At 46.5% G+C, this 14,049-nt stretch carries 9 protein-coding genes and 1 tRNA gene; 8 read left to right on the forward strand and 2 right to left on the reverse strand.

Annotated features, from left to right (window positions below):
* Positions 1–170 precede the first annotated feature (170 nt).
* Positions 171–338, reverse strand: a complete 168-nt coding sequence (locus tag QUA23_RS30950; RefSeq protein WP_445243460.1) for a Mo-dependent nitrogenase C-terminal domain-containing protein — start codon at positions 336–338, stop codon at positions 171–173.
* Positions 339–832: 494 nt separating this feature from the next.
* Between QUA23_RS30950 and QUA23_RS00680 the strand changes: the two genes are divergently transcribed.
* The gene (locus QUA23_RS00680) at positions 833–1,648 is read left to right on the forward strand and encodes a cobyrinic acid a,c-diamide synthase (protein WP_333072746.1); all 816 of its coding nucleotides are present in this window, start codon (positions 833–835) and stop codon (positions 1,646–1,648) included.
* A 156-nt stretch (positions 1,649–1,804) separates the two neighbouring features.
* On the opposite strand, the gene QUA23_RS00685 is transcribed toward QUA23_RS00680, so the two are convergent.
* Positions 1,805–2,848, reverse strand: coding sequence for an AI-2E family transporter (locus QUA23_RS00685; protein WP_333062618.1), 1,044 nt, complete (start codon positions 2,846–2,848; stop codon positions 1,805–1,807).
* Between the two features lie 417 nt (positions 2,849–3,265).
* On the opposite strand from QUA23_RS00685, the gene gshA reads away from it, so the two are divergent.
* The 7 genes from gshA (at position 3,266) to QUA23_RS00720 (ending at position 14,021) form a co-directional block, all read left to right on the forward strand.
* Positions 3,266–4,417, forward strand: a complete 1,152-nt coding sequence (gene gshA / locus QUA23_RS00690) for a glutamate--cysteine ligase (protein WP_333072747.1) — start codon at positions 3,266–3,268, stop codon at positions 4,415–4,417.
* Positions 4,418–4,654: 237 nt separating this feature from the next.
* Positions 4,655–5,116, forward strand: a complete 462-nt coding sequence (locus QUA23_RS00695; protein WP_333068971.1) for a tRNA (cytidine(34)-2'-O)-methyltransferase — start codon at positions 4,655–4,657, stop codon at positions 5,114–5,116.
* Between the two features lie 582 nt (positions 5,117–5,698).
* Positions 5,699–8,173 carry a peptidoglycan DD-metalloendopeptidase family protein gene (locus QUA23_RS00700; protein WP_333072748.1) on the forward strand — a complete coding sequence of 825 codons (2,475 nt, stop codon included), beginning with the start codon at positions 5,699–5,701 and terminating at the stop codon, positions 8,171–8,173.
* 138 nt (positions 8,174–8,311) lie between these two features.
* Positions 8,312–8,384 (forward strand) — tRNA-Met (locus QUA23_RS00705).
* A gap of 128 nt (positions 8,385–8,512) precedes the next feature.
* A complete protein-coding gene (locus QUA23_RS00710) occupies positions 8,513–9,112 on the forward strand; it encodes a peroxiredoxin (RefSeq protein ID WP_333072749.1) in 600 nt (199 codons plus the stop codon).
* Between the two features lie 105 nt (positions 9,113–9,217).
* A complete protein-coding gene (locus QUA23_RS00715) occupies positions 9,218–9,757 on the forward strand; it encodes a redoxin domain-containing protein (RefSeq protein WP_333072750.1) in 540 nt (179 codons plus the stop codon).
* Between the two features lie 214 nt (positions 9,758–9,971).
* Positions 9,972–14,021 carry a hypothetical protein gene (locus QUA23_RS00720; protein ID WP_333072751.1) on the forward strand — a complete coding sequence of 1,350 codons (4,050 nt, stop codon included), beginning with the start codon at positions 9,972–9,974 and terminating at the stop codon, positions 14,019–14,021.
* The last annotated feature ends 28 nt before the right edge of the window (positions 14,022–14,049 follow it).

Raw genomic sequence — 14,049 nt, forward strand, 5'->3', positions numbered from 1 at the left:
GCTCTCGCAACTACCAGAGCGACACACCCCATCAATAATTGAGATAAATGGACGATCGAGGTATGACACCCCTCAATCAGCAGTACGGTGTTCCATCTTCCGTGCATAGGTCAGTCGATTTTAAATTTTACATTTACTCGACAGATACATCTGGGGGCGAGAAGTTGGATCTAAAACTTTGGGTTGCTCACCACTGTTGTCGGAAACTTGTCTTTGTATTCGCTGCTCGTGCCCAAAAACGAGAGCGATGGAAAACGCAACCCCATTAATTCCTCATACACAGGATTAAGCTTGCACATAGGCGGTATGTAGAAAAGATGGTGTCCCAATAACTGAATATCTCTCTCTCAACAACACCGTGCGAGTATAAGTTGGCACACCGCTAAGTTACTGGCGGCTCTCCCCCAGCAGTGCTATCAAGTCACTGCCGCACTGCTTGCACGAGGCGATCGCGAAAAGTTAAGTCTTGGCACTGATTTTCCGGGAAAAGACTTGTAGTCAAGTTCATGATTGATCTCAGTAATCATTACTAACAAAAACTTATCAATCACCCGACTTAATCCTCAACGAAACCCACTATTGCTCCGGTGACTTGAATAAGTTTTATGAGTGACACTCACAGTCGCAAAATGTGATGCGAAGAGCTAGCCTTTGTGATTTAAAACTCGCTAAAGTGTGAGACAGATCACGCCCTCTGTTCCCTACAGAATGTATATTTAGATAGATGGCAAGAAAATAAGACAGAATAACTTGCAGCCGTCCCTCGCAGCTCCCCTCTCCCATCATCTGCGCTCTACGACTCTGTATACTTACTAATATAAGGTTTCAGGCAATGATTAAACAAAAACATAAATATGCCGACCTTGCTCAACTCCCCCACACAGATACCGTGCTCCAAAAACTCCCTGTAGAAGTTAAAGATTGGGCCCAAAGCTTGCCTTGGAACCAACGGCGCTATGTCTTGTCTCTCTGCTACATATTGTGTGCATCTACTCCCGACTTGCAAGCCGAATTTCTAGATAATTATACAGCCGACGGTTTAGTCTCAAAAATGTTTGAAGATGTAGATACTCTACACCGAGTCAAAGAGTATTTAATCAGATTTAGGGTAAAAAAGCAATTAAACGAATCAGATTTAAGAAGCTACATCAAACAATTTTATATCCACTCAGCTCAACAATCGCGCCGAGAAACTGACCAATATTTAGAATCTGCACTCCGCTTCGTCTTGAGTACAGAAGAACGCAATAATGTTTTTAACTATATTTTGGGTTTTGAATTTATTAAAATTGTGTTTCAAATGAGCTGGTTGCAACACGAAAGATTAGCGAGACTGCAAAAAAATCAGTCCCAGTTTATTGAAACCTATATCAAGCCGATTCAACACGCACACAGAATTAATGGCATAATTATACCGAAAGATGAGAGAATCTTTTTTGCCAGACGCACCTATTACGTTCAACTACCTAACATTTCCTACAGAAGACTAATTGAGTTAGTCATGGCAACTTTTACTACAGAAATGGTGAGTAATTGCGGATTTTCTATCAGCCGGCACTCTCAAGCTCTGCGTTTTGACTGCGATTACATTTACGATCCAGAACCAGAAGAAGAAAGATTTCCTACTGACTTGCAATTTATTCATTAACTTGACGCAATAAGGTGTACCCTACGTTGCTTTTTTCTCTTTACTTTTAGTTGCGCTTTGGGAACAGGATAGTTTTTGAATCATGGGACTTTGAGTCGGCAGGTTAAAACCAAATTTTTCAGCCGGATTAGATATAAAATAGGAGGGTTGTATCAACTAACCTTCCGCTTGCATTTCTTCAATGTCAAACCAGCTAACTATCACTCCCGCTAGCGGAATTGCCAGAAATATACCTAAAAGTCCTGCTGATCTTGCTCCGACTAACAGTGCAAAAAATACCACTACCGGATTGAGGTTAAGGGAATTTTGCATCAGTCTCGGATGAATAAAGTTGTCTTGAATTTGCTGCAAAACAATGCAAGCTGCCAATACTTTTAAAGATAGCCACACATTTTGAGACAATACAATAAAACAAACTAAGCTAATTCCCAGCGTCGCTCCGATCCCTGGAACTAAATCAAACAATCCGATAATAAAGGCTAAAATCAAGGGAAATTTCACATCTAACAGCAGAAAAATTAAAAAACTTGCTGTTGTCAAAAATAACATTAATAGGATTTGTGCCTGAAAAAATCCTAAAAAGTTTTTCTCTATTGTTACGCTTAAACGCCTGTGCAGGTGTCGAGGTATAAATTTGAGAACTAACACCCACAGCCTCTCTCCATCAAGTAACATGAAAGAAGCCACCACCAAAATTAATATTAAATTCAATAAATTGGTTAAAAATACTTGTAAAAAAGCAATACTCGATACAACTCCCGCCAAAGCTTGATTTCGCAGTTGTTCCTCAATAACTCGCAGGTTAACTTGCAGGTTTCTCGCCCGCAGAAATGCTTCGATGCGCTCGGACAGAGGCGCCAGAGCATTCAAAAATTCAGTCATGCTGTCAATTAATTGCTGTCCTTGAGATAAAAGAGTGACGCCTACAGTGACGGTGAGACCGCCCAAAACTAAAATGGTGAGCAAGACAACGAAGGCGACAGCTAAACTTCGCGGTAAAAATCTTTGGAGAGTTCGCACCGGATAGTTGAGCAAAAAAGCCACGAGTGCAGCAATGGTGAAAACCGCGACGGCAGTTTCAAAGTAAGCTAAAAGTTGCAGTCCAGCCCAACCAGAAGCAAATAAAAGCAAAAACCGGACTAAGGCTAAATTGCTTAGCATATTCCAAAAATTGGGAGGGGTTCTTTCTTGCTCTTTCACAGGGATTTTTAGGGGTTAATAATAGCTCAAAACTATTGCAGAGTGATCTTTTAGAATCGCACCCAAGATATATCTGCGGCTATCCCCCTCAAGGCAGAAAACAGATGACGAACGGAGGCAGGAGTGGATTCTATTCACCATAAGTTCGATCCTCACGAATGCCCCATGAAACACGTCCGCGATCGAACAAACAGCCTTTTTGAGTCTAAAACGGCATCGGAAGCTCTTTGCGATGGCAGTATTTGTTGCCGCAGCCCAATCGCAACTAACACAAAAACCCTCAAACTAGCGGACGCCGAAAAACCATGTTTCAGTCCCCGTCGCGAAAAATTTCAACTCTGCCTCCTGGAAGATAGTATGAACAGGTCAATTTTTGGGATACTAGAAACTAGCACTCAACTTAGCTGAGGAACAAACGTGCTGCTATCAAAAGGCTTTGAAGTAGAAATGTATACCGGCACTCCCGAAGGTGAGGTTGTCGGTCTCTCCGATCGCATAGTCGCCGATCTAGAGGGATTTGTCCGGGAGCCTGATAGCCGCAATGTGGAGTACACGACCGCCCCGCTGTGCAGCTACGATCGCCTGTTGTGCGCCTTAGTCAAGCCGCGAGTCCGGCTGCGCGAGTATCTCAAACAATTGGGCGACTATACCTTGCTGCCGGGAAGTACCCTGTCTCTCGGAGGAAGCGATCGATTTTACAGATCCGATCCCAACAACCCTTACCACACCTACATCGAGCAAACCTACGGCACCAAAGTCGTCACCGCCAGCATTCACATCAACATCGGCATCTCCCAACCAGAAATGCTGATGCGCGCTATCCGCCTCGCCCGCGTCGAAGCACCGCTATACCTTGCCTTGAGCGCCTCTTCCCCCTTCCTCGACGGCGAAGTCACGGGCTATCATTCCACTCGGTGGGGTTTGTTTCCCAAAACTCCCGCCATCGTCCCCCTGTTTGAAAGTCACAAGCATTACATTCAGTGGACTGAAGAACAGCTAGAACTCGGCACCATGCAAAACGTCCGCCATTTGTGGTCCGCAGTGCGACCAAATGGCGATCGTCGCCCCTACTGTCTCAACCGCCTCGAACTGAGAATTTGCGACCTTGAGGTCAATCCTCTAGCCCTGCTGGCTATCACTGCCCTACTAGAAGCTCGCATTTGGCAGATGATGGAAGACCCCAGCTTAGACCCGTTAGAACTCAGCACCTTGCCGGTGGCCACCCGTAACGAAGACTTAGTTGCCCTCACAGACGCCAACGAAATTGCTGCCTCCCGGCAAAGTTTGGATGCCGAACTCACCCACTGGCAAGACGGCAGAACTATTCTGGCACGAGATTGGATTGAGGAAATTTACCGAGAAGTGTGGCCTATAGCCAAAAAACGCGGCTTTAGCTGCTTTCTCTCACCGCTCAAAAAGATTCTCCGGGAAGGCAACACCGCCCAGCAGTGGTTGAAGCTGCACGAGGCTGGTTCGGACACCCGCAGTATTATTCTGCAAGGGATTCAGGGGATGGCTCACCAAGAATGGGAGCTAGAAGACAACTTGTGTGCCCAGTTAGTTGCCTGAAGTACCCGCCGTTGTTATAACGGGGGCTTTCACTAGCCCCCTGGCTATGCGTACTCAGCCAATACAAATAGCCCGAACCTCCCGGTCAAAAGTTGCAGAGCGACTCCCAAAAACAAATCAGAATATTTAATCAATGGAGCTCCACAAAGGTTATAAATAAAAGCTATAAGGTAGATCTACCTTTGGGTAGTTTTAGAAATTTCCCAATAGCTGTATTTTTCGCTGTTAATTAGCTTCATGCCCCAACTTGTCTTGATTCACCCGCAAATCCCCCCGAATACTGGCAATATCGCCCGCACTTGCGCTGCCACAGGCACGGAACTGCATTTAGTGGGCCCGCTGGGGTTTGAAATTAGCGATCGCTACCTGAAACGGGCTGGCTTAGATTACTGGCCCTACGTCAACCTCCACTGCCACGAAGACTTAGCGGCTTTTCTGGCCTATCGGCAGCAGCGCGGGGGACGATCGATCGGATTCAGCACTGGCGGGCGATGCAATTACGCGCAATTCCAATTTCAGCCCAGCGACTGGCTGATGTTTGGCTCGGAAACTGTAGGCATTCCCCAATTCGTCTTGGATGCCTGCGACGCCACAGTTTTTATTCCTATGAGCCAGCCTGGAGTCAGGAGTTTGAACCTGTCCGTCAGCGCCGCTGTGGGTTTATTTGAGGCTAAACGACAGTTGGGCGAGCTGGGATAAATCATTATCAACACATAAACATATAGATATTTAATAGCTGCTGCAGGCTGCCAAATCTTCTTTTAAATATAAGAAATTTGTATCTAAGGGGTGAAAATCTAGATAGCAGACATTAATATATTTTATTCATTCAAAAACAGATTGTTATCAGCAACACCAAATTACTCCCAAGATGATTCAGCAATAAAAACCGAGGATTTTAGCGATTTAGGGCGTGAGCGAGTACCAGCTTGGGTCTGAACACTATATCTAGTAAATATACGGTTGTAGGTTGTCCGGAAATTAGCCTAAAGTCTGATAATAGGTGAGAGTTCAGAGCCTTACCGGAACGAAGATTTTATGTATTCGTTCCAGCTATTGCGGTGTAAGGCTTGTGGGGTTAATTGCAGCAGGTTTGACCGAGAATTTTAAAATTTCTGACGGTTTGAGCTTGTCTAAATTAAAAAAGCAAGGTAATCTGGCCTAAGCATGATAGCTGTCAACAATCAGAATATTTTTGGTTGTTGATTTAAACTCAGCGTCATGCGATCCCCTTGAGTGTTTCCAAGGACAGTTAGCGCTTCTCAGTAGGAGGTCGTTTTTTTGAAACGAACATATCCCCAAATTAAGCCTGTTCAGGCTAGTGAAATCGACAGAGACGGTTCTGCGGAACCATCCAAACAGACAACGCTCAGCACAGGCAGAGTTCGCTCTCTCGCCACGATCGGGCTGGCAATATCGGTAGGTGCTTCTGGCATTCTGCTACCGAGAAATGGAGACAGCGCTCGCGCGTCTGAACTCGCACCGACATCAGAATCCACCGCTGAAGTACAGCCAGTCTCGGCCAACGGGCCCGCTACCTCCGCACAAGTTGACGGTTCCAGGGTCGAACAGCCCGGATCACCTTCTGACCCGGTGGCGGTTAAGGTCCAGCAGGGGCAAAGCCTTTGGGAGCTTTCTCGGGATTATGAAGTTGAACCGTCGGCACTAGCAATTGCCAACGACATCCAACCCGATACCATACTCCAAGTTGGCCAACAGCTCAGAATTCCGACTGCGACGGAAGCCACACCACAACAGAACGCAGGCTATAGCACATCGGCTGTGCTAGAGCACGCAGCGACGGTAAATCCCGAACAAGAGTTAAATCTGACTGGCTCCGAGCCATTGGATAGTGCAGCCCTGACAGCGCTGCCATCAACCGCAGCGACCCCGCTGGTCACGGCGGTACCGGAACAAAGTTCGATCGACATCCCGAATGCAGACGGGGCGATCGACAGTTTGAAAAAACAGGAAAACCGCACCACAGAATCGGGTCGAACCCTGTTAGGGTCTGAGGCGGGAGCAAATTTATCTACACCTGGGGCATTTTTACCCGAGTCAGCACCGACGCAGACCTCTCCCGGGTATGCAACTGGGACAACTATTCCTGACCTCAATGCCACACCTGTAATTCCCAATGCCGGGGAAGGTCAAGCAGCATTGCCCGATCGATCATTCGAGTCAATTGAACAGTCTTTGGCAACACCAAGTGTGCCCTCGGCTGTGCTAGTCCCCCCTGCGGGAAGTACCGCCGCGCCGGCTGAGGTTCTCTACAGCGTGCGTCCGGGAGATACGGTAGATGCGATCGCCAAAGGTCACGGCGTATCGCCCAAAGATCTGATCTCCGTCAACAAGCTGGGCAACCCCAACTTGCTGAATGTCAATCAACGGCTCAAAATTCCCCAAGTTGGGTTTAAAAATCCAGGGGTACAGGCGGCAGCCTCTTATTCTGCCTCCAACTCTACATCTGTATGGGCGGCGAGTTCGGTTCCCGCATCTTTAAACCCCAGCTCGTCTACCTCGGAAATAGCCAGTGCTGGTGTTGCAGCACCCGCGCCCACAGTGCCTGTTGTCTCTCCCCTGGAGAACCTGGAAGGTCTGAACAATATTTCAGCGCCCATGGTTCCCCAAATTAACAGCATTCCGCTGACTCAAGTTTCCCAAACCATTAGCGATCCACGGAAGCTGGATCTCCAAGGCGAACCAACATTTACAGGTGCAGTTGACACCAGTGCCCTGCCTGGACCAGCCCGTGAAAATGCTACCGCTATCGCTACGGGAGCATACCCGCAGCCGATCAGCTTCGTGGCAAATACTAGCGCCCAGGCTTCAAATGCCGATCCAACTAGCGCTTTACCAGAGTCGAATTCGGAGGCTCTCCCCACCGCAGAAGCTCTCAACCCTTATTCCGAACGCTTGAGGGCAGAAGTGGTCAGGCTACGAGAAGAATATCGTGCCTCACGCAATTCGATCGGCGCCAATGCGGTGTCCCTGGCTCCAACTGACGGGCCCTCGGTCAACCCGTCTGAGGATATGCCAAGTGTCAATCCATATCTCTACACCCCCGACTATACTGAGGCGGTGCAGAATGAAATCAGCAGACCGCCATCGAGAGCCTGGTCTGAGCAGGTTCAGAAGCAGCAGCAAGAGCGTTTAGACCCCTCTCGCGCCGCGGAACTGCAACCGATAAACCTGACGCCGACCTCTGCTGGGCAGCGGCCTGTGGTAGCAACTGCTCCTTTGGGAGCCGACGGTTACGATCCCCTAAGCAACCCGTCTTTGGGACGGATGGTTTCTCCAGAACTGCCTCCGCTTTCGAGCCCTGATACTTATCTGCCTAACGGCAAACAACAGTCGGCTAACGGGTTTATTTGGCCGTCTAAGGGCGTTCTTACTTCTGGCTATGGCTGGCGGTGGGGACGGATGCACAAAGGAATTGATATTGCAGGGCCGATCGGCACGCCAATTGTGGCAGCATCAGACGGGGTGGTTACCTATGCTCAGTGGAACGACGGCGGCTACGGGTATCTGGTGGAAATTACCCATCCTGATGGCACTGAGACTGTCTATGCCCACAACAGCCGGATTTTGGTGCAAAAGGGTCAGAAAGTCGCTCAAGGGGAACAGATTTCCGAAATGGGCAGCACGGGCTTCAGTACCGGGCCTCACTTGCACTTTGAAATTCATCCCGCCGGACAGGGTGCTATCAACCCCATGGCTTTACTGCCAGACGATGCGTCTAGCGCTTCTCGGTAACGACTGGTCGGAAGTTATGGGTTTTGAATGATTATCAAAACTCATAACTTTTACTGGAAGCTATGAGAAATAATGTTGTGTGAAAAGAAGACATAGCTAGCCCTACCGTGCTACGATAGTAAATCGTGAAGTAGATTTGGCTCAGTGGCGCAGTGGTTAGCGCAGGGGACTCATAAGCCCAAGGTCGCAGGTTCAAATCCCGCCTGAGCCATTATTAAATAAAAAAAACTGCGCTCTCAATTTTGAGAGCGTATTGTTTTTTGATTTATCGAGAAGATACTTGTAGTCGTTATGAGTATGATATATTTGTAACAGTTCGTAAAAAAGGAAACAAAATCTATGACCAGTGAATGCCTCCGGGTTGGTCAAGCTGCACCCGATTTCGCAGCAACAGCCGTAGTGGATCAGGAATTCAAGACTGTTAAACTGTCAGACTATAAAGGCAAAAAGTATGTAGTCCTGTTCTTCTACCCCTTGGACTTCACCTTTGTGTGCCCGACTGAGATTACAGCATTTAGCGATCGCTTCGAGGACTTCAAGAAAATCGATACCGAAATCCTCGGCGTATCCGTTGACAGCGAATTCTCTCACCTCGCTTGGATACAAACAGACCGCAAAGCAGGCGGTGTCGGCGACCTCAACTATCCCTTAGTTGCTGACCTCAAAAAAACAATTAGTTCAGACTACAACGTCCTCGACCCTGAAGCAGGCGTTGCCCTCAGAGGTCTGTTCATCATTGACAAAGAAGGCATCATCCAACACTCTACTATCAACAATCTTGCCTTCGGCCGCAACGTGGACGAAACTCTCCGCACTCTGCAAGCTATCCAACACGTCCAGTCTCACCCCGATGAAGTTTGTCCCGCCGGCTGGCAGCCCGGTGACAAGACTATGACTCCCGATCCGGTCAAGTCTAAGGTATTCTTTGCTGCAGTTTAAGCACATTATAGGTGTAGGGACACGGGAGTGTCGTGTCCCTACCAGCAGGGAAATTCATTTAACTGGATTTTTAATTAGCAATTAGCAATTACCCAATTAGGAAATATGCTGACTTCTACTAATTTTAGCGGCTTGTTAAATCAGCGATTTTTCCAAAATTTATTGCCTGTTCCGGCGACTAATGTTCTGAACCTGGGGCAGATGACGCCAGATTTTGAATTGCCGGATATTAATAATGGAAAATTGGTACGGCTGTCGAATTATCGCGGCGATAAGCCGGTAATTTTGGCTTTTACGCGGATTTTTACTGAAAAGCAATATTGCCCTTTCTGTTTTCCTCACATTAAAGCTTTGAATGAAAACTGGGAAAAATTTGCCGATCGCAATATAGAATTATTGATGATTGCTAGTACCGACGATCGCCAAAGCCAAATTGTGGTTAGAGATTTAGGCTTGAAAATGCCTCTGCTTTCTGATCCAGGCTGTCAAGTTTTTCGGGCTTATCAAGTCGGTCAGGCTTTAGGTGCTCCTTTGCCTGCTCAGTTTGTTTTGGATGCAGATGGAAAACTCCTCTTCAAACATTTGTTTTCTTTCATAGACCACAATGCTAGTGTGGACACTTTATTGAAATATGTCGATCGGTAAGGACACCGCTGCTGTGTCCTAATTAGGAGTTTTTCACCGCTGATGTACGCTGGTTTAGGCCCATCAGCGGGATTTTTTGACCGGTTGACACTGGTTGCGACAGCCCTTTAGTTATAAATACTTATTGTGCCAATTTCGATGGCGGAATGTTGCCATGTTCGCTCGACATTAATCTAGGCTATAGCTTGAAGGTACTTAGTACAAGTTTAAGCCAATGTCGTCTCCCAAAGATCGATCGAGCAAAATTGAATTGAGCGTCTTAGCGTCGCATCCTGAGTTGTTGACAGGTTTAGAAGCGTGGCTGCGGCTGGGTTTGCTTTCGCCCGCTGAGGTTGAGGAATTGTGCCGCCAGTATTTAGTCTGCCCACTCACAGAGCCCGCTGTAGACCTTTCTGAAATTGAAGACTCGCGAGATCCTATTGCCGAGCCAAAAATACCTGCCTTATCAACGCAAAAAGTAGTACCTCGCAGCAGAGAAAGCGTTGCTAGGCCCACAGAAACTACTCAAACCCCTAATTTTATCGCTCAAATTTTGCACTCACTAATGGCAGAAATTAGCGTGGTGTGGCTGTTGTTTTTAGGAGTGTTCATGGTAGTTGTCTCCTCTGGAGTCTTAGCTGCCAGTCAGTGGGAAAGATTTCCTGCCGCCGGACAATATGGAGTTTTATTAGCTTATACTTTAACCTTTTGGGCGATTAGCAGTTGGGCAAACAGACAGCATAATTTGCACTTGACTGCTCAAACTTTGCAAGAAGTGACCCTGTTGCTAGTGCCGATCAATTTTTGGGCAATGGATACTTTTGGATTGTGGCGGTATCCTTGGGATTGGGCGGTAGCAATCGCAGCGGCACTTATTTTGACTTGGATAACTGCCCGGATTATCAAATATCAATATCAAAGCTTTTCAGGAAAAAACATCACTCGCTCGATCGCCCTAAATCACTTGGGATTGAGTTATTTGCACTGGGGGTGGGCAGTGGCCGGCTTTTCCCTGGCTGCGGTTTATGTGGGTACAGTGGGAACTGCTGCTACTACAGTTTATCAAGTTCAGCAACAACGATTGCAATCTATCCAACGTGGGGGAAATACTGAAACATTCCCCGCTGCTTTCAGTTTAAGCCGAGATTTTTTGACTTACAAAAAAGCTGCTTTAGTAGCTTATTCATTAGGAATTTTACTGGGTAGAGCGATATTTGTCAAGGATGTAAATATCGCTGAAATGGGTTTAGCTTTGGCGATTTGTGGCGTGCTTTTAGCATGGCTAGATTGGCAGCAACCCCGGCCATCTGGGACTATTGAAAACAATATATCCGACCAGGCAAATCCCAGCAATTTTTTTAAATGGCAATTAGCGGGAATGGGTTTGTTGGGTTTGGGATGGCTGGTTTGTTTTCGCGACATTCCGCTACAGGCGATCGCAGTTAGCGGATTGGCTGTTTGGTTTTTTTACAATCGTTTAGTGCGGTTTTGGCAAGAGTTTGATTTGCTAATGCTGGAGGCGGTGGGACTTCAGAGTATTTGGCTGTTTTGGCGAGTGCTTCCTTTAGGGATTAGAACACAAGTTGTGGCATTTTTAGCTCAGCTTACAAACTCTCAGGAAACTCCTTGGGCTTTTTGGGGTGTTCTGCTGTTGCCTTATTTAATTTTAATGGTAAGTGCAGCGCAGTGGCTCTACCGCAAGCGAAAGTTTCAACTTGCCAGTTTTGGCGAAAACCTTGCTCTGGGTTTGGGGAGTGCTTTAACTGTTATTAGTTTTGTCAATCCGTTTTGGCGATCGCTCAATTTATTAGTCTCTACTTTAATTTTAGGTTGGATCACTTATAAATACGTCATTCCCGATAATTCCCGGCGAGTTTCGAGGCCGGCTTCTGCGGCTGAACAACGGGGAAATCCGGCAATTTTGCTTCCCATAACTCACATTATTGGTTTAGGCGCGATCGCTTCGGCAATTGACTTATTTTTTCCCAACCAGCCACCAAATATTTGGTCGGCAATATTATTGATTTTTATGGCGGCTGAGTGGGGATTTTTTGTATGGATGAAAGCGGCAAATTACCGAGAAAATTCTGATTTTTTCCGCTGGTCTCCTGCATTGTTTCAAAGTTCCTGGTATCTGGGCTTAATATTAGCAGGATTCAGCTTTATATTGTTGCAAAATTATTTAATTACGGGTACTGCCACTTATCGCCCTCAGTGGAGTTTGCTCTGGCTGGCGACTCCTTTGGCTTTGACTGCTGTTGCTAAATATACTGAGATTCCTCACAAACAAGTTGCCAGTACCTTTAGTACGATCGCCCTAATATTTGCACAATTTCTAATTGTTATTTTTCCGGGATATCGGTTAATTGGTCTGGGTTTGGCAGCCGGATTAATGTTGGTTAATACTTACTATTTAGTCCAGATAGCAGCGGCTGCGATTGGAGTGGGGTTTGGCTTGAGTTTCGTAGCTGCGGCGAGCGATCGATTAGGTTTTGTGTCGGGTTGGGATTGGGGAATTGCTGGGGCGATCGCTGTTTTGTCTCTGTGGTTGCTTCGCAGCATGATTGTTCGTTTTTCCAGCCGTTTGCCTGAGTCTTCTCAATTAGCAGAAATTTACGATCGAGCTTTAGATGGATGGGCAATCTTGCTGGCAGGCTTGCTGTTAACAACTATTACTTTTTATTCCTATGAACTCTACGCAGACAGTACCTTGAGTTTTCCACCATCTACTGAAGTTTTGGCTGCTATTTTGGTGATAATGGCTGCGATAATTTTCCGAAGTTTACGCCAACTTTCCCCTCTGGCAATTTATGCTCTGGCTTGGAGTTTGGAGTTGTTGACAGCAGTGGGTTTGAGTTTTGTCGATCGCACTACGATTAATTTAGCAGTTGCTAATATCGCTCTCGGATTGTTTACTCAATTATTGGGTGATGTGTGGCGGCGCCGCCACCCCGATCCAACAATTTTACCTAGCATTGATTTTATACCTTTGGTGTATGGGGTATTGGGTTTAACTTTTCGATCGCACACTTTGACGAATTGGACTGGTTTAACTGTGTTGGGTGCGTCTTTAATTGCGATCGGCATTGGTAGGCGGGAGCCAGAATTCAAACCTTTGGTTTATTTAGGATTAATTGGCGTGTCCCTTGCTGCTTACGAATCGCTACTCTATCAACTTTTTCAAACACCAGGAGGAGCTTTTGGCGACGGCTTAATTGTCCTGGCCACTCTCGGCACAACTTTAACATATATCTATCGCATTTTATCTCCTTGGCTCAGCAATTATTTACATTTAACGAATGCAGAGTTAAAAATATTTGCTCACCTGCATTGGGTTTTGAGCAGTTTGCTGCTGATTTGGGCTTCGGCCGATGATATTAAGTCCGGCCTAAGTTTAGGATTAGTCACTGGTGCTTTATTAGTTCAATACGCTTTCTTGCAAGGGCGAAATAATCTCGATCGCCAATGGGCAGAAATTTGGGTTTACTTGGGCTGGCTAGAAGCCTTTGGCATCCGGCTTTACTGGATCAATACACCTTTAGTTAAGTATATTTCCGGGCCGCTGGGGCCTTGGAAAGTTGCCTTCGCTTCCCTATTAGCCTATTTCATTTACATTTTGCCTTGGGACAACTGGGGTTGGTCAAAAAAACCTTGGCAGGTAATTGCTTCGGTGATTCCAATAATTACTATTTTGGAAAGTCCGTATAAGTTTTATCCGATTAGCTTGCTGATAGCTGCCGCCTTGTATGTTTTCCTAGCTTGGGAAAGGCAGGAAGTCCGTTTTACCTATGTGAGTGCGGCGATAATTGACTGGATAATGCTGCGGTGGTTCTGGCAAATAGGATTGACTCAGCCAGAGTTTTATGTTACTCCTTTAGCACTTTATTTACTTTACATTACTCAGTTCGATCCCACTCTCAAATTACCAGCAGAAAAACCGCTGCGCCACACTCTGCGAATGCTAGCAACTGCGCTGATTTGCGGGATGCCTCTTTTGACTCAGCAAAGCCACGGTTTAGTTGCGGGAGCTTTTAGTTTGGCGGCGATTGCAGCGGGTTTGGCGCTGCGAGTTCGGGCGTTTTTGTTTGTGGGAACGGGAATTTTTTTAATCAATGTTTTCTATCAGTTGGTGGTTCTGATCTTCGATTATCCGCTGATTAAATGGGCGATTGGTTTGGCTTTTGGGATTGTGTTTATCTGGATTGCTGCTACTTTTGAAACGCGGCGCGATCGCATTTCTGCTTTTGTGCAGCATTGGGTTGGGCAATTGCAATCCTGGGATTAGATTCAGCGATAAGTTGCTTTTTTTTACT

It is taken from the genome of Microcoleus sp. Pol1C5 (assembly GCF_036701115.1).
Lineage (GTDB): Bacteria > Cyanobacteriota > Cyanobacteriia > Cyanobacteriales > Microcoleaceae > Microcoleus.